Genomic DNA, 25229 nt, shown 5'->3' with positions numbered 1-25229 from the left:
GGGTGGCTCAGGAACGAACGAGGCGAGCGATGGCCGCCGAGGCTTCAGCGATCTTCTCCTGCGCCTCGTCCCCGCCGGCGTGGGCGGCATCGAGCACACAGTGGGTGAGATGGTCGTCGAGCAAACCCAGCGCGACCCCCTCCAGCGCCTTGGTCAGCGCCGAAATCTGGGTCAGGATGTCGATGCAGTACTGCTCCTCATCGACCATCCGATAGATACCTCGGGATTGCCCCTCGATGCGCTTGAGACGGGCCAGGTATTTGCCCTTATCGCTGATGTAACCGTGGGAAGAGTGTTCCGAGGCAGAGGATTCTTCCGGGGTGGAGGATTGTCCCGGTGCGGACGCAGCGGTCATGGACTCACCTTCTCAATGGATCTCGGCCGGTTGTGCTGCAGTCCACGCACTGTACTCGCGCCTGGCTGCAGGTCGAGTCGGCGTAACAGTTGCGCGTTGAGTGCGACCACGACCGTCGAGGCTGACATCAGAATCGCTCCGACCGACATCGGCAGGACGAACCCGATGGGCGCGAGAATTCCGGCGGCCAGCGGTACAGAGATCAGGTTGTATCCCGCTGCCCACCACAGGTTCTGCTTCATTTTTCGGTAGCTGGCGTCCGACAGCTCGATGACCGACAGCACCGAGCGGGGGTCGTCGCTGGCGAGGATGACCCCGGCCGAGGCGATCGCGACGTCGGTGCCGGCCCCGATCGCGATGCCCACATCGGCCTGGGCCAGGGCGGGGGCGTCGTTGACGCCGTCGCCCACCATCGCCACCTTGCGGCCTTCGTGCTGCAGTTCGGCCACCTTGCTGGCTTTGTCTTCCGGCCGTACACCGGCGAACACCCGATCGATACCGAGGTCGTGAGCGACGGTGTGCGCCACTGCTTCGGCGTCGCCGGTAATCATCACAACCTCGACCCCGCGGGCGTGCAGCACCTCGACGGCTTGGCGGGATTCCCCGCGCACCTCATCAGCAAGTTTGAGAGCTCCAATCAGCTCAGTGTCGCGGGTGACATGCAGGATGATTGCGCCGTCGGCGCGCCAGCGATCAGCGATGGCCAGTTCCTGATGGCCCTGTTCCTCGAGCATGCGGGGCCCGCCCACCCGCACTGTGGCGCCCTCGACGCGAGCGGTCACACCGACCGCCGGTGACGAGGTGAAGTCGGTGGCCGCCGGCACCGGCCGCGCGCGGTCTCCGGCAGCTGCGACAATCGCTCGCGCCAACGGGTGCTCACTGTCGGCTTCGGCGCTGGCGGCCAGGGCGAGCACGGTGTCCTCATCGACGCCGTCGGCGGCCGCGATCTCGATGACCGTGGGCTCACCCTTGGTCAGGGTTCCGGTCTTGTCGAACAGCACCGCATCCACAGTGCGCATGGCCTCAAGTGCCAACCGGTCTTTAACCAGCACGCCGCCGCGGGCGGCGCGTTCGGTGGCAATGGCCACCACCAGGGGGATAGCCAAGCCGAGTGCGTGCGGGCAGGCGATGACCAGCACGGTGATGGTTCGAATCACCGCCTGGTCGGGTTGGCCGATGACCGTCCACACGATGGCGGTGATGATCGCTGAGCCGAGCGCGAACCAGAACAGCAGCGCTGCAGCGGAATCGGCCAGCCGCTGGGCGCGGGAGGTGGAGTTCTGCGCGTCTGCCACCAGGCGCTGAATCCCGGCCAGCGCCGTGTCATCGCCGGTGGCGGTGATCTGGACCCGCAGCCCCGAGTCGGTGGCCACCGTGCCGGCCACCACCTGATCGCCGATGCCGCGGCGCACCGTGCGCGATTCTCCGGTGACCATGGATTCATCGAGCTCGGCCGAGCCGTCTACGACGCGACCGTCGGCCGGCACGCTGGCCCCCGGGCGCACGATCACCACATCTCCGACCTGCAGCTCACTGGGAGCAACCGTGGTGATCTGGTCGCCATCGACGCGTTCGGCCTCATCGGGCAACAGCGCGGCCAGCGAGTCCAGGGCCGAGGTCGTCTGGGCCAGCGACCGCATCTCGATCCAATGCCCCAACAGCATGATCACGATGAGCAGCGCCAGTTCCCACCAGAAGTCCAGTTCGTGATGCAACACACCGATGCTCGCACCCCAGGACGCCACGAAGGCCACCGTGATCGCCAAGGCGATCAACAGCATCATTCCCGGTGCACGCGACCGCAGTTCTGAATAGGCGCCTACCAGGAACGGCCGCCCACCCCAGCAGTACATCACCGTACCCAGCACCGGTGAGACCCACTTCAACACTTCACCATCGGGTAGGTCATAGCCGATGAGCATCGCGAACATGGGCGAAAAGGCCACGACCGGCACAGCCAGGGCCAGCATGATCCAGAACAGCCGCCGGAACTGCCCGACGTGATCACCATGCCCCCCATGCCCAGCGTGATCATGGTCTGCGCGGGCGCGCTCAGCATGGTGATCGTGGTGGTTGTGTGACGCTGCGGCGAGTTGGCCGTGGTGGCGTTCATCGGCGGCGTCGTGACCGACGTGCTCAGGGGAAGAGTGCTCGTTCATGCCGCTACCTTATACCCCTGGGGGGTATACGTCGAGGGGTTGGTGGGTGGAACTGTGGACGATGAGTGGGGCGGGCTGGTGAAGGCGCGCAACCGCAGGCTGTTGCTGACGACGAACACGCTGGACAACGCCATGGCGGCCCCAGCCAGCATGGGGTTGAGCAGTCCCAGCGCGGCCAGCGGTATCGCGGCGACGTTGTAGGCGAATGCCCAGAACAGGTTCATTTTGATCGTTTTCAGAGTGGTGCGTGCCAAGGCGATCGCGTCGGCGGCAGCGTTGAGGTCGCCGCGGACCAGGGTGATGTCAGCGGCATGCATGGCGGCGTCGGTGCCGGTGCCCATCGCCAGCCCGAGATCGGCGTGGGCCAGGGCAGCGGCGTCGTTGACGCCGTCGCCGATCATGGCCACAACCTTGCCGTCGGATTGCAGGTCGGTGATGACGGCGGCTTTGTCGGCCGGCAAGACGTTAGCGATGACGGTATCGATACCGACCTCAGCGGCCACGGCATCGGCGACGGTCTGGTTGTCGCCGGTCAACAGGATGGGCGTCATACCCAGTGCGGCGAGCCGGGCGATGGCGTGTGCGCTGGTGGGTTTGATCGCATCGGCGACCGCCAGGACCGCATGGGCGCGGCCGTCCCAGGCGACGAGTACGGCGGTCTGTCCGGCTTCTTCGGCGGCGGTCTGCGCCTCGTTGAGGTGAGGGTCATCCACGGCGATGCCGTGTTCGGCCAGCAGCGTCGGACGCCCGACGGTGACCACACGTCCCTGGACCAGACCGCGCACGCCTCGACCTTCGAAGTTGCGGAAGTCGTCGACCTCGTCGAGCGGCCCGACTTCGGCGGCTGCACCAGCAGCGATGGCGGCCGCGACGGGGTGCTCGGAGGCATTCTCCACCGCCCCCGCGAGGGCGAGCACGTCTTCGCGAGTGGTGGAGGGAGCAGTGGTGACCTGGACGAGTGTCATCTGTCCCGTGGTGACCGTGCCGGTTTTGTCGAGGACAACGGTGTCGACGGTTCGGGTGGATTCCAGGACTTCGGGGCCTTTGATCACGATGCCGAGTTGGGCTCCGCGGCCGGTACCGACCAGAAGTGCGGTCGGGGTGGCCAGTCCCAGAGCGCAGGGGCAGGCGATGATCAGCACAGCGACCGCGGCGGTGAACGCCGCTTGCAGGGGATAGCCGGCGCCGATCCACGCGCCGAGGACAGCGATGGCGACGGCGATGACCACCGGCACGAAGACACTTGAGATCCGGTCGGCCAGTCGCTGGGCGTGGGCTTTGCCGGTCTGGGCGCGTTCGACCATCGCGGCCATTTGCGCGAGTTGGGTGTCCGCTCCCACGCGGGTCGCCCGCACCCGCAGGTGCCCGCCGGCGTTGACCGTTCCGCCGGTCACGGTGTCGGCGGGGGCGACCTGGACTGGCATCGACTCGCCGGTGACCATGCTGGCATCGACTGCCGAGGTGCCGGACACCACCACACCGTCGCTGGCGATCTTCTCGCCGGGGCGCACATTGAACTCGTCGTCAATGGCGAGCTCGCCGATCGGGATCCGATACTGGTGGCCGTCCCTGATCACTGTGACGTCTTTGGCGCCCAGCTCCAACAAGGCCCGCAACGCCGCACCGGCGCGCCGTTTGGACCGCTTCTCGAAGTATCGGCCGGCCAGGACGAACATCGTGACCCCCGCGGCTACCTCAAGGTAGATGTTGCCTGCACCGTCAGAAGCGCTGACCGTCAGGGTGAATCCGTGGGTCATGCCTGGTTGTCCGGCGGTGCCGAAGAACAACGCATACAACGACCACAACAGCGCCGCGGTGGTGCCGACCGAGATGAGGGTGTCCATGGTGGCCGCACCGTGGCGCAGGTTGAGCAACGCGGCGCGATGAAACGGCCATGCCGCCCACACGATCACTGGCTCGGCCAACGTCAACGACGCCCACTGCCAGTAGGTGAACTGCAACGCCGGGACCATTGCCAGCGCGATCACCGGTACCGAGAGAACCACCGCACCGATCAGTCGGTGACGCAAGGCCACGAGCTCCCCGTCGTCGTCCGAAGGGTCATCGTCGGGGGCGGCACCTTTGGTGGGAGTGGCGGGCAGCGCAGCGTGGTATCCGGCCTGTTCGATGGTCTCGATCAGCAGGTGTGGGTCGACACCGGCGGGTGCGCTGACGTGAGCTTTTTCGGTGGCGTAGTTCACCGAGGCGCTCACTCCGTCGAGTTTGTTCAGTGTGCGTTCGATGCGTGCCGCGCACGATGCACACGTCATGCCCGACACGGCGAGTTCGATATCGACGGCGCCTGTCTGCTCGGCGGTGGCCGCAGGTGGGTGGATCGGAGCTGAGGTGGTCATGGGGGGTTCCTCGTTGGGTGAATGCCTCGGCGCAGTGCCCCGGGTGGCGCTGGTCAGCGAGTTAGTGTCCGGCGTGCGGATCGGCCGATGGGGCCGTGGAGTCAGGTGTCGGGGCCGGGGCGCCGGTGGGGGCGTCGAGAACGAAGGTGGCGGTATGCACAGCGCCCTGGACCTGGAAGTCGAGGTAGAGCAGATAGCGGCCCGGGGTGGGGGCGGTGGTGGCGAAGCGGACCTGTGGTCCCGCGAGTTGACCGGCAGTCGGTGCCGCGCCCTCAGGGTGAACATGCAGGTAGGCCAGGTCACCCTGACGCAGGGCCACCAAGTGACCGAAAGCGCCCAGATACGGCTGCAGGGTGGTGACCGGTTGTCCTGCTCGGCGCACGGTGACGGTCAGTTCGGACTCGACGCCCGCGCGCAGATGACCGGCCAGCCCGATGTCGAACCCGTCGACGGATGACTGTCGTGATTCGGCGGTGGGTGGGGCCGGCTGGTAGTCACCTCTGACTTCGACGGTGCTGGTGAGGGTGAGGGGTTGGCCGGTGGCGGCGGGCACGAAGTCGGCGTAGATCCGGTAGCTGCCTCCCGTCGCCCACTGCCAGGGCAGCGTCCAGCGCCCTTCGGGCGAGAGAGTGGGGTGCACGTGTCGGAAGTGGGTGCCATCCGCGCGGACGACGATCAGGTGCAGCTGCTTGTCGTGCTCGGTGGCGAAGTCGGTGACCGCGGCCCCGGCGGCGTCGAGGATCTCAAAGCTCAGCGGTGCCTGCACCCCGGACGCATGGGGTGCCACCACATTCCCCAGGATGAAGCCGGCTGCTGCCATCGAAACTCCGCGAACCTGATCGGCCCCCGGAGACGAGGCGGATGTTCGCGACTGTGGTGCAGCATTGTGATCGGCATGGGCGGACTCAGCCGGGGAGGTCGACGCCCTGTCGGGAGCGACACCAGCGGCGATGGCGTACGCCGCAGCGAAAACTATCAGCAGGGCCGCGGCGAAGACGCCGAGCTTGGTTGGAACATTCATCGCTGGATTCCTGTCATCGGTGGTGGCGACACCCACGCCGCCCGGGAGAGGCTGAAGTCGCCAGTGGGGCAGACACTTCAGCCCTTCGTCGGCTACTGCGCCAGGTGGTAGCCGGCCTCTTCGATCGCGCCGCGGATCGCGTCGGCCTCGATCGGGGCCGAGCTAGAGATGGTGACTCGCCCGCTGGCCACGTCGACGTCGACGTCAGTTACGCCGGCCAGTGCGCCGACTTCTTCACGCACCGACGCCGCGCAGTGCCCACACGTCATTCCGGAGACGATCACTGTCGATGTGCTCATGAGATGTGCCCTTTCGGTACAGCAGTGGTGCCAACGACCCTCAGGGGGTCTGTCGCTGTGGCGTCTCGCCACACCACCGTTATACCTTACCCCCCTAGGGTAATCAATGGGTTGTGGTCGACTGAGCTTCGGTGGGGGCGGCGACACTGAGCCATCCGCGGCGGTGCAACAGCAACAGGGCAGACGCCGCCGCCATGCCGGTGAGGACTAGAGCGATCCACACCAGTTCGGGCATGTCGCGGGTGGTGGCCGCGCTGAACAGCCACCCGGTCGCGGCGTTGCCGAGCAGAATCCCGATCCCGACGATGGTGTTGTAGAGCCCGTAGTGGGTGGCGACAAGCGTGCCGCGGGCCAGTCCCACCACCGTGTCCATTTCGAATGGGAACACTGCTGCGGTGGCGGCGGCGAGCAGAGCTGCGGTGAGTAGCAGGGCGGCGATGTTGAGGGCGATGTTGCGCTGATGCGTTGCGGTGCTGGCGACTAGGGGCAGGAAAGCTGCAGCCATCAGCGTCATTCCCACGCTCAGGCTGCCGGTGCTGCCCCAGCGGTTGCCGAACCATGTGGTGATGCGTAGCTGGCCGGCGATGGCCACCAGACCGGTCACCACGAACATTGCGGTGACAACACTGGTGGCGAGGGTGGGGTTGTCTGCTATGCGGTCGGCATGTAGGGGCAGGGCGAGGTAGACCTGGAAGGACAGCACGTAAGAGCTGGCCATCGCCGCAGCGAACAGCAGGAATCGCCGGTTACGGACGACGCTGCGCCAGTCCTGGATGATTGAGGTGCTGCTCGGCGCCGGTGTTGTTGCGGGTAGCGCTTTGATCTGCACGAGGGTCAGGACCGCGAAAACTGCTGCCGCACAGAGAGAGGTGAGCCGGAAGTCCAGGGCGGTCAGGGCTAGTCCGACCAGCGGCCCGAGCAGGATCCCGGCCTGGTAGAAGACGTTGAACACGGCGAATGCTTCGATGCGGCGCTCACCGGCGTCGGCGGCCAGGTAGGCCCGTACGGCGGGGTTGAACAGCGCCCCGGCGAATCCCGTTGCCGCCGAGGCGATCAGGATCGCCGGCAGCGAACTGACCAGGGCCAGTAGGACGAATCCGATGACCCTCATCAGGCATCCGGCGATGATGAGCGGTTTGTAACCCCAGCGGTCAGCGAGTGTTCCCCCGATCAGGAACATGCCCTGTTGGGAGAAGTTGCGTACCCCCAGGACCAGGCCCACTGCCCATGCGGCCAGGGCCAGCGGGCCGGCGAGGTAGGCGGCGAGGTAGGGCATGAGCATGTAGAAGCCGAGATTGATGGTGAACTGATTGACCATCAGCACTTGGCTGGGGCGATCGAAGCTGCGGAAACTGCGGTAGAGGCGTCGCATAGATCAGCTCGTGGGCTCGGCGTGCGGCACGCAAGTGGGGTCGATGATGGTAGGGCACCGCGTCCAGCTGCTCGCGACCTGAGTGAGCGGATCGCTGATGGTGCGGGGTTCAGTGGGCGGCGCCGGGGCGCCGATCAGGTCGTGAGCGCGGCAGTACTCATCGTTGTAAATGGTTCCGTAGTAGCGAGCGGGGCCATCGGGGAACACCGCCGCGATGCGCGTATCGGCCGAACGAGTACGCGCCAGCCAGCCCGAGACCAGGGCCACCGCGCCCACGCTCCAGCCGCCGGTGGCGTAATGCGTGGCGGCCAGGGTGCGACATGCCCAGACTGCCTCGGCCGGCGCCACCCAGTGCACCTCACTGAACTGGTCATAGGCAACGTTACGGGGGTAGATACTCGAGCCGAGTCCCCGCATAATCCGTGACTGTGCCGGCTGGCCGAAAATCGTCGAGCCAATGGTGTCTACGCCCACAACCTCCAGCTCAGGGTTGAACTGCCGCAGAGTATGAGCCACACCGGCTGAGTGCCCACCGGTGCCCACCGAGCACACCAGCACATCGATATGTCGCAGCTGCGCGATCAACTCCACACCCAACGAGCTGTAACCGGTCACGTTGTCGGGGTTGGAATACTGGTCGGGACACCACGCAGCCTCGTCGCGCTCGAGCAGGGTGCGCACGCGGTCGCGGCGGGCTTGTTGCCAACCCCCGACCGGATGGGGATCGCTGACGACATCGACCTGGGCGCCGTATGCGGCGAGCATCTGCCGCAAGATCGGTTCCAGTCCTGGATCGGTCACCAAGGTCACCGGATGCCCGAACACGATGCCCGCTAAAGCCAGGCCTAATCCCAGTGTCCCACTAGTTGATTCGATGATCCGCGCCCCCGGGGCCAGCTCTTCACGGGCGCGGGCGCGTTCCACCATGTGCAGCGCAGGCCGGTCTTTCATACCACCGGGGTTGAAGCCTTCCAGCTTGGCCCAGAAGCCGCGCCCGTGCTCGGCGAAGGGTTCCTCGATGCGCAACACCGGGGTGCCGCCCACCAGCTGACGACTCAGCCCAGCACGGGGCGACGCGGCTTCGGCGGGGAAGGTACTGGCGAATGGATCACTGGTGGTGAGGCTGTAGGAGACAGTCACACGGGCATCCTCTGCGTTGTTGAACAGGACGCCGCCGGGCAGAAATCAGATCATCAGTGTGAGAGGGAACTGTGTCGTAACGTTCCACCCGGCGACACCGCCACCTTGCCCACCGAACCTCAAGGCTGATCGGCAGCGTGGATCAAGATCTGCTCAAGAATGCCCACGAGGTTGGATGATCGTGTAGACCACCGCCACCATAGGAGCGTGCCCCAAGATCGCAACGTCGTCGACGACCTCCATATGCCGGTGGTCCGACCACCGCACGGTCTGCACGCCCTGGTGATCGAAGATGAGCCCGACATTGCCGAAGTCGTTGCTGACTACCTGCAGCGCAGCGGATTCACGGTCACCGTTGCGCCCGACGGCCAGGAGGGAGTCGCCGCCGCACGCACGGCGAGTCCGGCAGTAGTCATCCTCGACCTGGGCTTGCCGTCACTCGATGGCGTCGAGGTCTGTCGACAGTTGCGCACCTTCACCAACGCCTACATCGTGATGGTCACGGCCCGCGCGGACGAAGTCGACACAGTCGTTGGCCTGTCGGTGGGGGCCGATGACTACCTCACGAAACCATTTCGCCCTCGTGAGCTGATGGCGCGCATCGACGCCATGCTGCGCCGACCACGGCCGACCCCAACCGGCGAGTCGCACCCGCGGACGATAGGGGAGCTCACCCTCGACCCCCAGGGTCGTGAAGTCCAGGTGCAGAGCACACCCGTGGAGCTGACTCGGACTGAGTTCGACGTTCTCGAAGCGCTCACGCGGCGGCCCGGTGTTGTGTTCAGTCGAGAGCAACTGCTCACCGAAATCTGGGGACCCGACTGGGTCGGCGATGCCCACGTCGTCGAAGTCCATGTCGCCAGTCTGCGCCGCAAACTCGGTGACAGCGCCGTAGCCGGCCGATTCATCCGCACCGTTCGCGGAGTGGGCTACCGGATGGGTGACGGCCAACCTCGAGGAGCCAGCGATGAACGATGAACGTCGACGGTTACGTATCCCCGGCAGCTTCGGCTCCCGGCTCATGCTCGCTCAAGCTATCGTCATCGCCGGCGGCGGCATCAGCGTCGCGATCGTGGCACTATTCGTGGCTCCACACACCTTCCACGACCACCTCGGCCAAGCTCGCCTCGAGCCAGGGTCAGTTCAGGCCGACCATGTCGAAGCCGCGTTCACTTCCTCGATCGTCGTCTCAATGTCTGCCGCATTGATCACCTCGACGATCCTGGCCACGGCCGTCAGCTGGTTCCTGGCTCGCCGCGTACAACAGTCAGTCGCCAGTGTCGCCCGCTCAGCCGTGGCTATTGGCGCCGGCAACTACCGCACGCGCGTACCCGATCGCCAGCTCGGCACCGAGTTCACCCAGCTCAGCCGAGCTATCAACCAACTTGCACAACGGCTGGATTCACAAGACGACATCCGTAAGCGGATGCTGTCAGACCTTGCCCACGAACTGCGCACCCCACTGACCACCATCGGCGCGATCACCGACGCCATCGAAGACGGAATCCGGGCTCCCGACTCACAGACCTTTGACGTCGTGCGCACCGCCACCACCCGCCTGCAGCGTCTCGCCGAGGACATCGCGACCGTATCCAGCGCCGACGAGCATCAGATGCCCCTCCACCCGGCGACGATCACTGTCAACGAACTGCTCATCGCGACCTACGAAGAAGCCGCCGACCTGTTCACCGACGCCAAAGTCACGCTAGGCATCGTCACCACCGCCGCGCGCGTACACATCCATGTCGACGCCGAACGAATGAGCCAAGTACTGCTCAATCTGCTCACCAACGCGCTGCGACACAGCTCCCCGGGCCAGCGAGTCGTAGTGAAAGCCGACACCGCCCCGGCACACGCGGTGCGCATCAGCGTCGTCGACTGCGGTGACGGCATTCCCCCTCAACACCTTCCACACATCTTCGACCGCTTCTACCGCACCGACTCCTCACGCACCAGAGACGCCGGCGGCAGCGGAATCGGCCTCACCATCGCCCGCTCTATCGTCGAAGACCATGGGGGCACCTTGCTCGCCGAAAGCCTGGGAGCCGGACACGGAGCCACCTTCACCATCACGTTGCCGACCACCACCCGACGTCACATCCACCGCAGCACCCCTGGAACCGAATTCTCCGTGGCCTTCAAACACCGCCCGCGTCGCGGCGCTGCCGATGCGCTCCAACGGGACCAAGCTACTAACTGAGGTAGTCCGTCGTAAGATTGACCCGCATCTAGAGATGGTGGGTGAAAATGACTGGGCTGGGTTCACTGGAACGCGCAGTGATGGACGTGCTGTGGTCAGCCGGTGCGGCGATGTCGGTGCACGACCTAGTCGAGGAACTCCACGACCGCGAACCGGCCTACACCACAGTGCTCACCGTCGTCACCAACCTGCACAAAAAAGGGTTCGTCGGTCGAGAAAAAGTCAGCCGCGCCTACCGGTACTTCCCCATGCAGACCCGTGAAGAGGCCACCTCACGCACCTTGCGTCAAGTCCTCGACGCCAGCGGGGACTCCGCGGCAGTACTGATGCACTTCGCCCAGACCGTGACACCCGCCGAGCGTGAAGTGCTCAGCGAATACCTCACCCTTAAACCTCGCCACACCCGCGGCGGCGGCACCAAAGCCTAAGCCATAGAAACCCTCCGACAAGGGAAACTCCGGCGAGGCCCAGGCCCGACTACTCAACCGGTCGCGCGCCCCTTGACTGCTGGGAGTAGACGCGCCACCAGCGCACCGGCCACACCCGCAGCGAAGGCCGCAGCACTCAGAGCCGACACCCAGTCGTGCACATCCACAGCGGTCAGCACCCGCAGCTCAACCGGATCACCGCGCCCGACTCCTGAGCGGGGGTCGGATGGCACGAGATCCGACGTTCGGAGCAGCATCACCAGCCAGAACGCGGCCACCGCCTCAAACATCACCACAGCAAGACCCACCGCACGGGAGATCGTACGGGCAGGACCGCGCGGGCCGAACCGACCCGCACGCCGCACCGCGACACCGTCAGTCATGCCTCACCACCTCCCCGCACACCCGCATCACACCCCACTTCTACTAACCACCTTCGTATTTTGTGGCCATCGGGCGTGGGCGCCGGGAACGAGGGTCTCGAAGCAATCACCACAGGAGGCCGGCCGGGCCAGGCGGAAGACTATCGCGGCCACCAGACCGAAAATCGCGATCACACTGCCAGTACGGACCCACCTCGGGGGTCGATTGAGCTCGGCCCTCAACGCCAGTTCGGCAATCGGATCAGCAGGCACCACACCACCCTCGATCGGCCCGCCCGTGGCGGCGAACACGATGAACACCCACATCGCCGAGGCCATCCACACGAGCGAGTCCACCATCACCGCCAACGACGCGCCGTGCAGACGAGCAGAAAACAGCATGAACGCCCCAACACAGAGCAGCGCCAACACGATCGCCGCCGCGAAAAAGCCCTGGGGAGCAACCACCATCACGCCGCCGGCCGCACTCACAGCAAGCGCACTCGAAACGAGCGCCCGCCAAGCCTCCCCACCTCGACCCGGCCGACGGGCAGCGGCGACACCACACGCTACGACCGCACCGAACAGCCCCAAGAGTGCCCCTTGGGCCACAACGCTTGCGATCACCGCACCTCCAACAGCCATCTTGAAACTATTCCAAATAGTAGTTCAGATGAGCCGGAGGACGCTGAGCGGAGGGGGAGCAGCTCTACCCCATGGATGGACCGAGGCCTCCCGAGGCGAGGAACCCTGGGCCGCTCGCTCGGGGTCGCAGTCCTCGGCAGCGTCGGAACAGCGGCCTATCGCAGCAGCATCGAGTCCTCCCTTCCCGACAATCTGCCCGCCGACGCAGCAGCCGCGGCCTCCGACAGCATCGACGGCGCGCCCACCTACGCCGACGAACTGCCCGGAGCGCTCGGGCAACAACTGTGGCGCATCGTTTCGTCACTGGTGACGAATCATGCAGCGCGGCAACATGTTTCGCCGATAATAGATCTTATGTCAGGTAACCCTGACGTGAGGTAGCACTGACGTCTGGTTATCCTGACATCGAGCGTCTACCCTATCGGCATGGGTTGGGTACACGAAAGTGACGCGCACTTGCACGAGGCGGCGTTGGTGGCGTTCTTCGAGGACGGGGCCGTGAGCCACGGGTCGACCATGGTCGACGGCGTGGACTACGAGCTCGTCGAGATCGGCCAGAGCCCGGACGAGGATCATCGTCGGCCGTCGGCCGAAATTGTCGGCTGGTTGCTGCGCTGCGATTGCGCTCGCCGATCCAGCTCCGATGTGTCGACCTGGACCGATCCGGCCCAGTGGGCGCGGGTGCCCTCAGCGTCCCTTGAGGACCTTGCCGGGCATCGGGTGTTCGCCCCCGACACTGACGTCCATGCCGACGAGCGGCCCGAGGTCGCGGAGGCCGCCCGAGCGGTGTGGCAGCGCGAGCATCTCGATCCGATCGACGTCGACGACGAGCTCAGGGCCGCAGTTACCGCCCGCAGAGACGCTGACGCTCAGCTCGACGCCGCGGTGGCCAAGGCCCGCCGACTGGGCCGGTCCTGGGCCGACATCGGCGCGGCCACCGGCATGACCCGGCAATCGGCAAACGAACGCTGGAAGGATCGTGCGTGACCGCGATCATGGAGGAAGCTGAGTATGGGTGAGTCCGAGCGAACCGCTGAGTTGCTGAAGCTCTCCGAGGTGTCTGCGCAGTCCGGCATCTCGCTCGACGTGCTGAGACGAATGGTCAGTGACGAACTGCTGCCGCATCGGCGGCCAGGTCAATAGCCTGTCGGCACAGGTGCTCGCCGAGATCGGCGCCGACGTCGCGGAACATCAGCCTCGCCAACTCACCGACGAGCTGATGCGGGCCGCAGATCTCGTCGTGGTGATCGGCACCGCCGAGGTTGCCCCGCCCGAAGGTGTCGCCCTCGAGGTGTGGAACACCGACGAACCCTCCGAACGTGGCATCGAGGGCATCGAACGGATGCGGTTGATCCGCGACGACATCACCAACCGCATCCGCTCTCTCGCCGACCGGCTTGGGCGGTAGGCGAGAGCGCGAGCTGCGGCTTGTCAGCAGCAGGCTGGGCGAGCTTCAGTAGAATCGCTGGCGCTGCCTCCGCAGCACACCGAACCTTGGTCGGCACTATCGACGGCGTTCTGTGCCAACAGTTTCGGGCTGGTCCCGAAGGTGTCGGAGTCGGCGAGCACGGTGTAGACCTCCCACTTCTCGTTGGCCGGGCCGGTCACCCACACCTTGTCTTGGGTCGCGAAGCAACAGGTGGAGTTGATCTCCTCCTGCGTGAACAGACCCTCCCCGGCCAACCGGGCGATCTCGGCGTGCACCTTCTCGCTAGATTCCACTTCGACGCCGAGGTGGTTGATGGTGCCGCCTTGGCCAGGATTCTCCAGCAGCACCAGTTTCAGCGGCGGCTCGGCCACCGCGAAGTTGGCGTATCCCGGCTTGCGCTTGGCCGGAGTGGTGTTGAACAGCTTGGAGTAGAAGTCGATCGCGGTATCGAGATCATCAACATTGAGCGCGAGCTGGATACGGGACATGACCATCACCTTCACCTGTGAGACATATATCGAACTAGGGCCACCTGCAGGGTGCCCACCTTTTCGACATATGTCAAGTAAGAGGTATGGTTGGGTCGTGCCGAAGACGTTGCCGGTGGTTGATATCAGTGGTCCAATTTGCTGTGCTCCGGTGTCGTCGGGTCCGCTTGGCGATGATGATGCGCTCGAGATTGCGTTGCGGCTCAAGGCGCTTGCTGATCCGGTGCGGATCAAGTTGGTGGCGATCTTGCTCGCCGATGAGTCGGGTGAGGGTGTGTGTACGTGTGATCTCGCGGCGGCGGTTGGGGTGACGGAGGCGACGACTAGTCATCATTTGGGGCAGCTGCGCAAGGCGGGGATGGTGGTGGGGCAGCGGCGGGGTATGAACGTGTACTACCGGGCTCAGCCGGAATCGCTGCAGGCGTTGTGTGCGGTGTTGGGGGCGAGCACCGGCTGCTGCTGAAGACAAGGTCAGTTCATGGACGCGATCGTCGCGGCCAGCGATTGTGCGTAGCGGGCGTAGGTAGTGGTTGCCAGCGCGGCATGGCGTTCGGTCACCTGATAGCTATAGCCGAGCATGTCGGCGACGATCGGTGGCGGTGCCAGTTTGACGAGGTTGTCCAGAGCGCTGTTGCGTGCTCCGTGCAGGTTGATGCCGAGGCGACGGAGTTCTTTCATCGCGGTTTGTGCGTGCAGGTGGCGGCCAGGACGATCCACGCGGTCGGTGACGTGACGAACGACATCCCGAAGCGCGACTCGTTTCCATGCGGACTTGTCGAGATCAACGCTCATGCCGAGATCTCCGAGCGGAGCAGGGCGATGATGTCGGCTATGGCGACCACCGAGGCATCTGCGGCCGACCGCCACTGTGCCAGCGAGGTTTTGACGCTCGGCCCCGGAGACTCGCCGGCGACGGCCGGCGCGACGTATTGCGTGATCGCCAACGTGTTGCCCTTGGTAATGATCTGGTCGATAGTTGCGACCGCCGCGAACCCCTCTGCCGTCTCAAACGCGTTGTACGCGTCCATGATGCGTTGCTGGTGCTCGTCGCGCAGGAACGACTGCGTCTGCTCGCGCGCCATCTCCTTGGACGCGTCGATGAAGAGCACCTTTCCGCGGCGCACAGGATCTTTTCTAGTTCGCATGACGACAATGGCGGCGGGCATCGGTGAGTTGTAGAACAGTCCTTCACCCATCCCAAGCACGGCCTCGACGAGGTCAGACTTCACCAGTGCTTCCCGGAGGGCGGCCTCGTCTCGGCGGAACAGGACCCCATGCGGGAACAGGATCGCCGCCCGGCCGGTCTTCGGGTCGAGGCTCTTGGCGATGTGCTGGAAGAAGGCGTAGTCGGCGCGGCCTTGGGGCGGGACGCCCCACATTCTGCGGCCATATGGGTCCTTGGCGAAGGCGTCGCGGTTCCACGCCTTGATGGAGTAGGGCGGGTTGGCGAGCACGATGTCGAAGGTCTGGAGCCGGCCTTGCTCGTCGTGGAAGGCGGGCTTGCCGAGGACGTCGCCGTGGGCGATCTCGCCATCGGCGATGCCGTGGAGGAACAGGTTCATCCGGGCGATCGCGGAGGTCCCGTAGTTGAACCTTGGCCGTAGAGCCGCAGGTTGCGCCATTACCTGTGATTCATCTGATGCAATATGCAGTAGTTGACTGGATACCGTCAATATCGAGTTGATCATATTCCCCTGCAAGAGCTTTGGTGGGCATGTATCCATCGTCCGCTCGTGAGGGGTGGACCGACTTGCGTCACTGATTAGATCAGTGTCAATATTGATATGTGTCGAAACAACATGTGCTGGCGGTAGGCGGCGCTGGCCAAGGTCTGAGTACCGAAGATGCCGCGAGGTGGGCGGCGGCTCTGAAGGCGCTCGCGGATCCGGTTCGATTGCGGTTGGTCTCCGAAGTGGCGGCGCATCCCGGCGGTGAGGCGTGTGTGTGCGACATTTCCGGCTCGTTTGCGGTGTCACAGCCGACCATCTCGCACCATTTGAAGGTTCTGCGCGAAGCTGGTGTGGTCACCAGTGAGCGGCGTGCCACGTGGGTGTACTACCGGGTCAACACGGGCGTGCTGAGTCAGTTGTCGGAGTTGTTGGGTGGCCTTGCCGCGGTGGTGGGGGAGTCGAAGTCGTGCGAGGCTCCGGAGTGAGCGGCATGAATAGTGTTGTTGCCGGACGACTTTCCGTTCTCGACAGGTTCCTGCCTGTGTGGATTGGTGCGGCGATGGTCGCCGGTTTGCTACTCGGTCGTGTGGTGCCCGGGCTCGGTGACGGCCTCGCGGAGGTGGAGATCGACGGTATCTCGCTGCCGATCGCTCTCGGGCTGTTGATCATGATGTATCCGGTGCTGGCCAAAGTTTGCTATGACCGGCTTGACTCGGTGACCGGCGACCGTCGGATGCTGGTCGGGTCACTCGTATTGAACTGGGTCGTCGGGCCAGCGCTGATGTTCGCGCTGGCGTGGTTGCTGTTGCCGGACCTTCCGGAGTACCGGACTGGGCTGATAATCGTTGGGTTGGCGCGTTGCATCGCGATGGTGATCATCTGGAACGACCTGGCGTGTGGCGATCGCGAGGCCGCGGCGGTGCTGGTCGCGTTGAACTCGATCTTCCAGGTGGCCATGTTCGCTGTGCTCGGCTGGTTCTACCTTTCTGTCCTGCCGGGCTGGCTCGGGCTTGAGCAAACCACTATCGATACCTCGCCGTGGCAGATCGCCAAGTCGGTACTGATCTTCCTAGGGATCCCGCTGTTGGCGGGTTATCTGACCCGACGTTTGGGCGAGCGCGCCAAGGGCCGCGACTGGTACGAGAACACACTACTACCACGATTGGGACCATGGGCGCTCTACGGGCTGCTGTTTACCATCGTGATCCTCTTCGCTCTTCAGGGCGACCAGATCACCTCCCACCCATGGGATGTCGTGCGCATCGCGATCCCGCTGCTGATCTACTTCGCCATCATGTGGGGCGGCGGCTTCGCTCTCGGCGCCGTGATGGGACTGGGGTATGCGCGAACCACGACACTGGCGTTCACCGCGGCCGGCAACAACTTCGAACTCGCCATCGCCGTAGCCATCGCAACCTACGGCGCGGCATCAGGACAAGCCCTGGCCGGGGTGATCGGCCCGCTCATCGAGGTACCGGTGCTGGTGGGCCTGGTGTATGTGTCACTGGCACTTCGCCAACACATTACCGACGCAGTTCCGAAATCCAAAGAATCGAAGGAGTCGATCCGAGATGTCTGAATTCCCGCTGGGTGATCGACGATGACGAGCAACCGGTGGTCAGTTCTGTTCGTATGTGTCAGCAACCGGGGCAAATCGGTGATGGCCGAAGGCCTCGCGCGTAGCGTCGCGGCGAACATGCTCGACCCGTCGTCGGCGGGGACCGAGGCGAAGCTCGGCGTCGCGCCGAATGCTCAGTCCGTGCAGGTGCTGGACGAGGTGAATGTCGACGTCAGCGAACACCGGCCCAGTCAGTTGACCGACGAGATGATGCGCGCTGCCGACCTCGTCGTCGTGATAGGCACCTCAGCACATGTGAGCGCGCCTGAGGGTGTTGCCCTCGAGGTGTGGGACACCGACGAACCATCGCTGCGCGGCATCGACGGGATGGACCGGATGCGGCTGATCCGCGACGACATCACCACCCGCATTCGCGACCTCGTCGAACGCATCGGGCAGTAGAGGACGGCATTCTCGGCGTCCTATCTGAACAGCAACACGCCGACCGTGGATCTTCGTGCGCGGACGTCCTAAACAACACACAGAATCCTGCGGTTCAGTTTCAGTGGTGTTGACTTCCAACAGCTTTGGGCTCGTGTCGAAGGTGTCGGAGTCGGCCAGCGCCGTTCGAGTACCAGACTGAATCGGTAGCGGCCATCGATACCGCCTATCGTTACCGATCGTCGACGGGATCGCACAAGGGCGGGGAGGGCGATGAATACGCAGTCACGGGACGATCGACCGCAGTTGCAGCGTCGGCTGGGAGTGTTCGACGCAGTGGTGATCGGTTTGGGATCGATGGTCGGGGCGGGCATCTTCGCTGCGCTGGGACCGACTGCGGCAGCGGCGGGTTCCGGGTTGTTGATGGGGCTGGTGGCGGCTGCGGTGGTGGCATATTGCAACGCGACGTCCTCGGCACGGCTAGCCGCCCGGTATCCGCAATCCGGCGGCACCTACGTATACGGGCGCGAGCGGTTGGGTGACTTCTGGGGCTATCTGGCTGGATGGGCGTTCGTGGTCGGCAAGACCGCATCGTGTGCGGCGATGGCGTTGACCGTCGGGGCCTATGTGTGTCCCGCCTATGCCCATGCGGTCGCGGTCGCGGCCGTGGTCGCCTTGACCGCGGTGAACTATTGCGGCGTGCAGAAGTCGGCGCTGCTGACACGGGTGATCGTCTCGGTCGTTCTGGTGGTACTGGCGCTGCTGGTGGTCGTCAGCCTGACCTCGGGGCAGGCGGTCGTGGGCCGGTTGGACATCGGTTCCGACATCACCGTGGGCGGGGTGTTGCGGGCAGCGGGGTTGTTGTTCTTTGCCTTCGCCGGCTACGCCCGGATCGCCACCCTGGGCGAGGAGGTCCGAGAGCCGGCCCGCACTATTCCTCGGGCGATCCCGTTGGCTCTGGGGATTACCTTGGTCGTCTATGCGGCGGTGGCGGTAGCGGTGTTGTCGGTGCTGGGCGCCGACCGGTTGGGCTCCTCGACCGCGCCGCTGACCGACGCGGTCCGCAGTGCCGGGGTGGCGTGGATGGTCCCCGTCGTGCAGGTAGGCGCCGCGGTAGCGGCTTTAGGATCACTGCTGGCTCTGGTGCTGGGGGTTTCCCGCACCACGTTGGCGATGGCCCGCGACCACCACCTACCGCACGTGCTGGCTGCAGTTCACCCGCGGTTCGAGGTGCCCCATCGCGCCGAATTGGCCGTGGCGGCGGTCGTCATCGTGGTCGCGGCAACCGTCGACGTTCGCGGCGCGATCGGCTTCTCCTCTTTCGGGGTGCTGATTTACTACGCGATCGCCAACGCCGCCGCCTGGACCCTGACCCGAGATGAGGCCCGCCCCCCACGGTGGGTACCGGTGATCGGTGTCGCGGGCTGCGCGATCCTCGCGGTGGCTTTGCCGCTGGTCTCGGTCATCATCGGTGCCGTTGTCATCGCAGCCGGTGCGGTGTTCTACAGACTTCGGAGAACCCCTGGCAGCCGCACCTCACCCCCGTCGACCAGTTGACTGGCGCAGCGTTCTTTCATCACGAAGGACCCTCTCGGCCCAACTCCGCAAACGATTCACGATCTTCGGCCAGTGTCTGCTCGCCCGCCTTCGTTGCACCGTAGACCCGCCGTGTAGGACCGTCCACGACCCGTGATGCACATGTGGAGTCACACAGCGCCGGGCTGAAACTCCGGCACCGTCCACCCCTTGCAGTGACGAATCCGATATCGGCGTTGCACCTTACCGGCAGAAGTCGCCCGTCCCAGGCAGCTGTCCAGCCGCCGCGCACCTTTGGGATCGCGAAGCTAGGCCAACAACTGGACGCACCTGTGGCACTCTCAGTTGAGGGTGGCGATGGTGGTGGCGATCGAATGGGCCTAGCGGGCGTAGGTGGCTGCGGCCAGTGCTGCATGGCGCGCGGTCACCTGATGACTGTAGCCGAGCAGTCAGCGACGATAGGCGCTGGCGCGAGCGCGACGAGGTTGTCCAGGGCGCTGTTTCGACTGCCGCGCACGTTGATCCCGAGGCGGCGAAGGGTGTGCATGACGGTCTGCGGATGCAGGTGGCGGCCGGGTCGGTAGCCGGGGAACAGATACATGGTGTCGGCGCCGGCGGTCTGCAGGTTGGGGCGATGTTCGAGGAGTTCGTAAATCAACACGGCGAATGGCGCGGGAACGGGTGTGGGATCGGTGCCGAGGCGAATCCGCAACTCGGTGGGTGTCAGTTCCAGGTCGCCGATCTGTAGGGTAACGATCCGGCCGATCGGTTTGGGCGTAAAGGAGCATTAGCAGGCCGGCCACACGTTGGTGCAGGCTGGTGACATCTCCACGCATCAACGTCTGAATCCATTGCAGGCGTTGGTCATCGGTCAACGAGGGCGTGGTCTTGGCGTAACGGTGCTCGATCGTGACGGTGGTGTTGATCTGCATAGCGCGGCACCACACGAAGAAGGTTCGTATGAGGTGTCGGGTGGTCGGCCCGGAGTGCAGGTACTGGTCGATATCGTGCTGGGTGGCCGTCTCTGCGGTGCGTCCGTGCATGCCGTGGAGCCAGTTGAGGAACTTGATGACCTCGGTGATCTCCTGTTTCGCGTTGCGGACCGCGCCCTCACTGGATTGCCCGGGTGTGGAGTTGGCGCGGATGCGTCGCAGGTGATGCCGGGTGGCGAAGCGGTGGGTGATCGCCCACGTTTCCGGAGTATCAGCCGCGGCTTCTTTGGCGGCCAGCCACTTTTCGAACAGTGCCAGATAATGGTCACGGCGCTCAAGCAGGCCGTGCTGCTCAAGGATGGAGCGGAGGTGCTCGACTGTCTTGGAGGGCTCAAGAGCGTCGAGCGCGTCATGACTGCACGGAATCGACCCCGTCATCAACCCGGCCAGCAGTGCGCGGACGTCTTCGCTGCGCATCCAAGTCATGATGCTCTCGGGTCGTTCCGCGGTGGTGAGGGCATCGATCAACGTGCTGCGTAGTTGCTTGCGGGTGGCGCCTCGAGGTGGGGGAGCAAGCTGTTCGAGGTTCTCGCGCAGCGCACACCGGGCGCAGCGTCCGCGGCGATAGATTTCGCCTTCGTGCGTACATGTGAGGCATCGGTAGCCCGAGGGGTTGATCCCACCGCATTCGAGGCAGCAGGGGCGAGGATCATCGGCCCGTGCCCGGGCGGGCAGCACACCGTCGTGGCCGCAGATCGGGCAGATTCCGAAGGTACGCATCGCGACGTAAAAGCAGCTGTTGCAAAGCCTTTCGCCGGGCCAATGCACGCGCGGCTGTTAACGACGCCTGAAAACTGACCCCTTAGGGGTTCCGGTAGTAATCGCGCGGAAAACAACACATATGGCTGGACCAGCGGCGATGGTGTTGTGATCGGTTCGGGCTGCGGGCGGGTGCGGTAGGTGCTTGGCTTGGCTGCCGATGAGGTTGGTCGGTGTGCTGGAGGTCGGGTTTCATGGCGACGCAGGTATTCGCGGCTGAGGAGTTGGCGCGTCTGCGGGAGTTTCCAGAAGTCAGCCGCGAGGAGCTGTTCCGGTTCTTCACGCTGACGTCGGCCGATATCGCGTTCGTCGCGCCGGGGCGGGGGCGTGGTCCGGAGGATCAGCTCGGTCTGGCGGTGGCGTTGTGCACGCTGCCGTGGCTGGGGTTCGTGCCGGACAAGGTCGCCGCCGCGCCGCCGGTGGTGGTGGCACGGTTGGCGGATCAGCTGAAAGTCGATGCGTCGCAGATCCGTTCGTACGGCCGCCGGGCGCAGACCCGCACCGCGCATCTGCACCTGGTGGCCCAGTATCTGAGCTGGCAGAGCGCGGGTGCGATGGAGTTGAAAGAACTCGACGAGTTCCTGTTGGCGCGGGCGATGGAGCACGATTCCCCGACCCTGCTGTTTCGGTTGGGGTGTGAGTATCTGATCTCGGCGCGGGTGATCCGGCCCAGCCCCGACACCGTGGTCCGCCGCGTCGTGCACGCGCGTGAGCAGGCCCAACGAGAGACCTACGACCGGTTGGCGCATGAGCTGACGCCGCAACGCTGCGAGGAGTTGGACGGCTTGCTGGTCACCGATGTCTCGATCCGGATGTCTCGGTTGCGGTGGCTGTCGACGCCTCCGGTGGAGGCGTCGACAGCCGCTGTGCGCAACGAGGTCGAGAAGCTGGAGTTCGTGCGCGGTTTGGGCGCGGACACTCTTGATCTGTCGGTGTTGCCGACTGAGCGTCGCCGGTTCCTGGCCATGCTGGGCCGCCGTCTGACCGGGCAGGCGTTGGAGCGTCGCGATCCGCAGCGCCGGTATCCGATCTTGTTGACGGTGCTGGCGCAGTCGGCCGCTGATGTGCTCGATGAGGTGGTGGCGTTGTTCGATCAGGCGCTGTCGGGGAAGTTCAGTGCCGCGGAGAACCGGATGCGCGAGCAACTGGCCGACCGGGCGAAGACCGGGGAGGACCGGCAAGCGCTGCTGGATGACCTCCTATCCATCCTCATCGACCCGCAGATCCCTGATGAGGATGTGGGCGGGTTGATCCGGGGCGGAAGCATCGGGTTGGAGCGGTTGCGTGCGGCGATTGCGCAGGCCCAGCCGCGGTTGCCGCGTGATCACGGGCATCTGGCCGCTCTCGATAGTTCGTATTCGTATCTGAGGAAGTTCACTCCGGCGGTGTTGTCGGCGGTCCGGTTCTCCGGTGGTACGGCGGCGACGGAGTTGCTGATCGCGGTGGACATGCTGCGCGAACTCAACGCGACCGGTCGCCGCAAGGTGTTCGACGACGCACCGGCGGGGTTCGTGCCGACCAAGTGGCGCGGTTATCTCGAGGAGGCCCGCAAGACCGGCAATACCGTTGCCTATCGTCACTTTTGGGAGCTGTGCGTGCTGCTCGGGTTGCGGGACGGGCTGCGTACCGGGGACGTGTTCGTGCCCGGATCACGCCGCTACGCCGACCCGGCCGCCTACCTGCTCACCCCGACCCAATGGGAGCCGCAGCGAGCCGAATTCTGCCGCCTGGTCGACAAACCCGCCGACCCGGCCGCCGCGTTGGCCGCGCTCACCGACGAGTGGTTGACGGCGGTCGGTGAGCTGGAGCAGATGCTCGCCGCCGGTGACGGGCCGGTGCGCTTGGACGAGACCGGTGATCTGGTGATCTCCCCGCTGAGCGCCGAGGACATTCCGACCGAGGCCATCGAGTTGAAGGCCGAGCTGACCGAGATGCTGCCGTTCGCGCCGATCGTGTCGGTGCTGATCGAGATGGACAAGCGCACCGGCTACCTGGATTGTTTCACCCACGCGGGCGGCAAGCAGACGCGGAGCCCGGAGTTGAAACGCAATCTGATCGCGGTGCTGCTGGCGTACTCGACGAACCTCGGTCTCACCAATATGGCTGCGGCGTCGGGGATCTCCTACGACATTCTGTCCTGGACCGCGGAGTGGTATGTGCGGGAGGAGACGCTGCGCGCGGCGAACCTGGCGATCATCGGCTACCACCAGAGACTGCCACTGACCACGGTGTTCGGCACCGGCACACTCTCGTCATCGGACGGGCAGAGGTTCCCGACGCGCGGCAAATCGGTCACCGCCCGTGCGGTGAATCACTTCTTCGCCGAGGAGGGCCTGTCGACCTATACCCACGTCACCGATCAGCACACCACCTACGGCACCAAGGTCATCGTTACCACCCGCCGCGAAGCCCACTACGTCCTGGACGAAATCCTCGGCAACGCAACGGATCTGCCAGTCACCGAGCATGCGACCGATACTCACGGGGTCACCCTGGTGAACTTCGCGCTGTTCGATCTGCTGGGGATGCAGCTGTCCCCGCGTATCCGGGATCTGGGCAAGATCACCCTGTACCGGCCGGTGCCGCGCGCCGAGGCCGACACCCTGTTCCCGCACGCCGGCGCTCTGCTGACACGGAAGTTGAACCTGGACCTGATCGCCGAGCATTACGACGACCTGCTGCGGCTGGCCGGATCGCTGAAGTTCGGGCACGCCACCGCCTCGCTGCTGGTCGGCAAGCTCTCGGCGTCGGGAAGACAGAACGCCCTCGCCGCAGCATTGAAAGAGTACGGGGCGATGCGCCGCACCATCTATGCCTGCCGGTATCTGACCGACCCTGACTACCGGCGCAAGATCTCGCGCCAGCTCAACAAGGGCGAATCCATCCACGCCCTCAAACGTGGCCTCCTCTATGCCCACGAAGGAGCCTTCCGCGCCCGTCACTTGGAAGCCCAGACCGAGCAGGCATGGTGTCTGACCCTGGTCACCAACGCCCTCATCACCTGGACCACCGAGTATTACGGGCTGGCGGTCGAGCAGATGCGCCGGGCTGGGCGGCGCATCGACGAGGAGGTCTTGGCCCACATCTCGCCCGCGCACAGCGCCAACATCAACTTCTTCGGCGCGATCGAGGTCGACATCGACGCCGAGTTGGCTCAGCTCGGACCCACCGGCTACCGGCCGTTGCGGGTCCGCGACACCCTGTTCTGAATCCGAACCGACCGCGCGCCGGGGTGCGCAGACGAGGCGATCGGGCAGCGTGGCAGGGCTTTTGCCGACTACCCGCGGTGGGCGGTGAGGAAGTCGTCGACCAGGCGCGCGCAGTCGTCGTGATCGATGCTGTACAGCCCGGTCAGGCGGGCGAAGACGATCGGGCCCAGGAGTTGGATGATGGCGAAGCTGGTGTCGAGGTCGCCGAGGTGGGCGCGGGCCTCAGGGCTGGTGAGGATGTGGTCGAACGGTTCGCGGTAGCGGCGGATGACCTGGGCGCGCAGGGAGGTGACCGCGCCCGAGTCAGGGGGTGCGCCGGGGTCGGGGGTAATGGATCCCATGGCCAGCCAGGACAGGGTGGTCAGCTGGAGGGGAGCGTTCTCGATCAGGTCGGCTTGGGCGGTGAGCAACGCGATCAACTGCTCGCGCACGGGCCCGTCGTCGGGTGGGGTGTCCACGCGTGGGAGTAGGCGTTCGAAGGTGGCCGCGAGCAGGTGGGTGCTGCTGCCGAAGTGCCGGTAGAGGGTGGTGCGCGCGACTTTCGAGGTGCGGGTGACCGCGCCCGTCCCGGGCTTCTTCGGCGAGGTCGATGCTGAACATGCGGTTGCCCAGGTCCGCGCCTTGCAGGGCGAGGATACGGAGGATCCAGCCGTCGCTGGAACACGGCCGTGTGTTAGGAACGCGTTTCGAGTAGCACGGTTCTGACGATCGGGTAGCGCGAGTATGAGCATCCGGTAGCGGTAGCCGAGGCGATGTGCTCGTCTCGGGTTCACGCGTGGCAATTCGGCTGCGCGTGAACCCGAAACAGGAGG

At 65.1% G+C, this 25229-nt stretch carries 22 protein-coding genes and 3 pseudogenes; 11 read left to right on the top strand and 14 right to left on the bottom strand.

Annotation, left to right across the window (positions count from 1 at the left end; translation table 11 throughout):
- Window positions 1–7: 7 nt before the first annotated feature.
- The 7 genes from ACWDTF_RS19965 to ACWDTF_RS19935 all read right to left on the bottom strand — a co-directional run bounded on the left by ACWDTF_RS19965 (window position 8) and on the right by ACWDTF_RS19935 (window position 8700).
- Complete coding sequence (locus tag ACWDTF_RS19965; protein WP_005195356.1) at window positions 8–355, bottom strand: metal-sensitive transcriptional regulator; 348 nt, start codon at window positions 353–355, stop codon at window positions 8–10.
- On the bottom strand, window positions 352–2514 hold the full coding sequence (locus tag ACWDTF_RS19960; protein WP_007239617.1) for a copper-translocating P-type ATPase: 2163 nt from the start codon (window positions 2512–2514) through the stop codon (window positions 352–354). The genes ACWDTF_RS19965 and ACWDTF_RS19960 overlap by 4 nt, the downstream gene beginning before the upstream one ends.
- Complete coding sequence (locus ACWDTF_RS19955; protein ID WP_449754923.1) at window positions 2511–4868, bottom strand: heavy metal translocating P-type ATPase; 2358 nt, start codon at window positions 4866–4868, stop codon at window positions 2511–2513. The genes ACWDTF_RS19960 and ACWDTF_RS19955 overlap by 4 nt, the downstream gene beginning before the upstream one ends.
- 61 nt (window positions 4869–4929) lie before the next feature.
- Complete coding sequence (locus tag ACWDTF_RS19950) at window positions 4930–5889, bottom strand: hypothetical protein (RefSeq protein ID WP_355279113.1); 960 nt, start codon at window positions 5887–5889, stop codon at window positions 4930–4932.
- A gap of 92 nt (window positions 5890–5981) precedes the next feature.
- Complete coding sequence (locus ACWDTF_RS19945; protein ID WP_005195294.1) at window positions 5982–6188, bottom strand: heavy-metal-associated domain-containing protein; 207 nt, start codon at window positions 6186–6188, stop codon at window positions 5982–5984.
- Window positions 6189–6291: 103 nt separating this feature from the next.
- The gene (locus ACWDTF_RS19940) at window positions 6292–7560 is read right to left on the bottom strand and encodes an MFS transporter (protein WP_433254484.1); all 1269 of its coding nucleotides are present in this window, start codon (window positions 7558–7560) and stop codon (window positions 6292–6294) included.
- 3 nt (window positions 7561–7563) lie between these two features.
- Window positions 7564–8700 (bottom strand): PLP-dependent cysteine synthase family protein, encoded by a 1137-nt coding sequence (locus tag ACWDTF_RS19935; protein WP_005180004.1) that lies wholly within the window; start codon window positions 8698–8700, stop codon window positions 7564–7566.
- 243 nt (window positions 8701–8943) lie between these two features.
- On the opposite strand from ACWDTF_RS19935, the gene ACWDTF_RS19930 reads away from it, so the two are divergent.
- From ACWDTF_RS19930 to ACWDTF_RS19920, 3 genes are read left to right on the top strand one after another with little or no spacing between them, the layout of a single operon-like run.
- Window positions 8944–9678 (top strand): response regulator transcription factor, encoded by a 735-nt coding sequence (locus tag ACWDTF_RS19930; RefSeq protein WP_055477338.1) that lies wholly within the window; start codon window positions 8944–8946, stop codon window positions 9676–9678.
- Window positions 9668–10900: a sensor histidine kinase gene (locus ACWDTF_RS19925; protein ID WP_012835879.1), complete on the top strand. Its 1233-nt coding sequence runs from the start codon at window positions 9668–9670 to the stop codon at window positions 10898–10900. Before ACWDTF_RS19930 ends, ACWDTF_RS19925 begins: the two co-directional genes overlap by 11 nt.
- 47 nt (window positions 10901–10947) lie before the next feature.
- Window positions 10948–11328: a BlaI/MecI/CopY family transcriptional regulator gene (locus tag ACWDTF_RS19920; RefSeq protein ID WP_005180013.1), complete on the top strand. Its 381-nt coding sequence runs from the start codon at window positions 10948–10950 to the stop codon at window positions 11326–11328.
- Between the two features lie 53 nt (window positions 11329–11381).
- On the opposite strand, the gene ACWDTF_RS19915 is transcribed toward ACWDTF_RS19920, so the two are convergent.
- Together ACWDTF_RS19915 and ACWDTF_RS19910 are read right to left on the bottom strand one after the other, a co-directional pair.
- Window positions 11382–11711, bottom strand: a complete 330-nt coding sequence (locus ACWDTF_RS19915) for a hypothetical protein (RefSeq protein ID WP_005195283.1) — start codon at window positions 11709–11711, stop codon at window positions 11382–11384.
- Between the two features lie 27 nt (window positions 11712–11738).
- Complete coding sequence (locus tag ACWDTF_RS19910; protein ID WP_231894176.1) at window positions 11739–12182, bottom strand: hypothetical protein; 444 nt, start codon at window positions 12180–12182, stop codon at window positions 11739–11741.
- A gap of 579 nt (window positions 12183–12761) precedes the next feature.
- Between ACWDTF_RS19910 and ACWDTF_RS19905 the strand changes: the two genes are divergently transcribed.
- Both ACWDTF_RS19905 and ACWDTF_RS19900 read left to right on the top strand, forming a co-directional pair.
- Window positions 12762–13322 carry a Clp protease/crotonase-like domain-containing protein gene (locus ACWDTF_RS19905; protein WP_355278129.1) on the top strand — a complete coding sequence of 187 codons (561 nt, stop codon included), beginning with the start codon at window positions 12762–12764 and terminating at the stop codon, window positions 13320–13322.
- 133 nt (window positions 13323–13455) lie between these two features.
- Window positions 13456–13743, top strand: a pseudogene (locus ACWDTF_RS19900) (arsenate-mycothiol transferase ArsC); the annotation flags it as partial.
- A 23-nt stretch (window positions 13744–13766) separates the two neighbouring features.
- Here the strand turns inward: ACWDTF_RS19900 and ACWDTF_RS19895 are convergent.
- The gene (locus ACWDTF_RS19895; protein ID WP_355278126.1) at window positions 13767–14252 is read right to left on the bottom strand and encodes an ArsI/CadI family heavy metal resistance metalloenzyme; all 486 of its coding nucleotides are present in this window, start codon (window positions 14250–14252) and stop codon (window positions 13767–13769) included.
- A gap of 97 nt (window positions 14253–14349) precedes the next feature.
- On the opposite strand from ACWDTF_RS19895, the gene ACWDTF_RS19890 reads away from it, so the two are divergent.
- Window positions 14350–14715 (top strand): Rv2640c family ArsR-like transcriptional regulator, encoded by a 366-nt coding sequence (locus ACWDTF_RS19890; protein ID WP_355278123.1) that lies wholly within the window; start codon window positions 14350–14352, stop codon window positions 14713–14715.
- Window positions 14716–14723: 8 nt separating this feature from the next.
- On the opposite strand, the pseudogene ACWDTF_RS19885 reads toward ACWDTF_RS19890, so the two are convergent.
- Together ACWDTF_RS19885 and ACWDTF_RS19880 are read right to left on the bottom strand one after the other, a co-directional pair.
- Window positions 14724–14966 (bottom strand): annotated as a pseudogene (locus ACWDTF_RS19885) (hypothetical protein); the annotation flags it as partial.
- A gap of 74 nt (window positions 14967–15040) precedes the next feature.
- Complete coding sequence (locus tag ACWDTF_RS19880) at window positions 15041–15874, bottom strand: N-6 DNA methylase (protein ID WP_355278120.1); 834 nt, start codon at window positions 15872–15874, stop codon at window positions 15041–15043.
- A 164-nt stretch (window positions 15875–16038) separates the two neighbouring features.
- Here ACWDTF_RS19880 and ACWDTF_RS19875 point away from each other — a divergent pair, with 164 nt between their 5' ends.
- From ACWDTF_RS19875 to ACWDTF_RS19860, 4 genes are all read left to right on the top strand, one after another.
- Complete coding sequence (locus ACWDTF_RS19875; protein ID WP_240862803.1) at window positions 16039–16407, top strand: ArsR/SmtB family transcription factor; 369 nt, start codon at window positions 16039–16041, stop codon at window positions 16405–16407.
- 5 nt (window positions 16408–16412) lie between these two features.
- Window positions 16413–17501 carry an ACR3 family arsenite efflux transporter gene (gene arsB, locus ACWDTF_RS19870; protein ID WP_240862805.1) on the top strand — a complete coding sequence of 363 codons (1089 nt, stop codon included), beginning with the start codon at window positions 16413–16415 and terminating at the stop codon, window positions 17499–17501.
- A gap of 21 nt (window positions 17502–17522) precedes the next feature.
- Entirely contained in the window at window positions 17523–17942 is a 420-nt protein-coding gene (locus tag ACWDTF_RS19865; protein ID WP_240862808.1) for an arsenate-mycothiol transferase ArsC, read from the top strand.
- A 252-nt stretch (window positions 17943–18194) separates the two neighbouring features.
- Complete coding sequence (locus tag ACWDTF_RS19860; protein WP_355278116.1) at window positions 18195–19478, top strand: APC family permease; 1284 nt, start codon at window positions 18195–18197, stop codon at window positions 19476–19478.
- 359 nt (window positions 19479–19837) lie between these two features.
- Here ACWDTF_RS19860 and ACWDTF_RS19855 read toward each other — a convergent pair.
- A pseudogene (locus ACWDTF_RS19855) lies at window positions 19838–21169 on the bottom strand (hypothetical protein).
- A 233-nt stretch (window positions 21170–21402) separates the two neighbouring features.
- Here ACWDTF_RS19855 and ACWDTF_RS19850 point away from each other — a divergent pair.
- Complete coding sequence (locus ACWDTF_RS19850) at window positions 21403–24417, top strand: Tn3 family transposase (protein ID WP_355278113.1); 3015 nt, start codon at window positions 21403–21405, stop codon at window positions 24415–24417.
- Window positions 24418–24485: 68 nt separating this feature from the next.
- Here the strand turns inward: ACWDTF_RS19850 and ACWDTF_RS19845 are convergent, their stop codons facing one another.
- Window positions 24486–24911 (bottom strand): TetR/AcrR family transcriptional regulator C-terminal ligand-binding domain-containing protein, encoded by a 426-nt coding sequence (locus tag ACWDTF_RS19845; protein WP_232512637.1) that lies wholly within the window; start codon window positions 24909–24911, stop codon window positions 24486–24488.
- Between the last annotated feature and the right edge of the window lie 318 nt (window positions 24912–25229).

Source organism: Gordonia sp. NPDC003422 (genome assembly GCF_053588675.1).
Note: the sequence above shows the minus strand (reverse complement) of the source record. Positions and strands in the feature narration are given on the sequence as shown.

Coding starts and splice junctions, on each gene's coding strand:
- ACWDTF_RS19965 (WP_005195356.1), bottom strand. CDS start 355: ATGACCGCTGCGTCCGCACCGGGACAATCCTCCACCCCGGAAGAATCC.
- ACWDTF_RS19960 (WP_007239617.1), bottom strand. CDS start 2,514: ATGAACGAGCACTCTTCCCCTGAGCACGTCGGTCACGACGCCGCCGAT.
- ACWDTF_RS19955 (WP_449754923.1), bottom strand. CDS start 4,868: ATGACCACCTCAGCTCCGATCCACCCACCTGCGGCCACCGCCGAGCAG.
- ACWDTF_RS19950 (WP_355279113.1), bottom strand. CDS start 5,889: ATGAATGTTCCAACCAAGCTCGGCGTCTTCGCCGCGGCCCTGCTGATA.
- ACWDTF_RS19945 (WP_005195294.1), bottom strand. CDS start 6,188: ATGAGCACATCGACAGTGATCGTCTCCGGAATGACGTGTGGGCACTGC.
- ACWDTF_RS19940 (WP_433254484.1), bottom strand. CDS start 7,560: ATGCGACGCCTCTACCGCAGTTTCCGCAGCTTCGATCGCCCCAGCCAA.
- ACWDTF_RS19930 (WP_055477338.1), top strand. CDS start 8,944: ATGCCGGTGGTCCGACCACCGCACGGTCTGCACGCCCTGGTGATCGAA.
- ACWDTF_RS19925 (WP_012835879.1), top strand. CDS start 9,668: ATGAACGATGAACGTCGACGGTTACGTATCCCCGGCAGCTTCGGCTCC.
- ACWDTF_RS19920 (WP_005180013.1), top strand. CDS start 10,948: ATGACTGGGCTGGGTTCACTGGAACGCGCAGTGATGGACGTGCTGTGG.
- ACWDTF_RS19915 (WP_005195283.1), bottom strand. CDS start 11,711: ATGACTGACGGTGTCGCGGTGCGGCGTGCGGGTCGGTTCGGCCCGCGC.
- ACWDTF_RS19905 (WP_355278129.1), top strand. CDS start 12,762: ATGGGTTGGGTACACGAAAGTGACGCGCACTTGCACGAGGCGGCGTTG.
- ACWDTF_RS19895 (WP_355278126.1), bottom strand. CDS start 14,252: ATGTCCCGTATCCAGCTCGCGCTCAATGTTGATGATCTCGATACCGCG.
- ACWDTF_RS19880 (WP_355278120.1), bottom strand. CDS start 15,874: ATGGCGCAACCTGCGGCTCTACGGCCAAGGTTCAACTACGGGACCTCC.
- arsB (WP_240862805.1), top strand. CDS start 16,413: ATGAATAGTGTTGTTGCCGGACGACTTTCCGTTCTCGACAGGTTCCTG.
- ACWDTF_RS19865 (WP_240862808.1), top strand. CDS start 17,523: ATGACGAGCAACCGGTGGTCAGTTCTGTTCGTATGTGTCAGCAACCGG.
- ACWDTF_RS19860 (WP_355278116.1), top strand. CDS start 18,195: ATGAATACGCAGTCACGGGACGATCGACCGCAGTTGCAGCGTCGGCTG.
- ACWDTF_RS19850 (WP_355278113.1), top strand. CDS start 21,403: ATGGCGACGCAGGTATTCGCGGCTGAGGAGTTGGCGCGTCTGCGGGAG.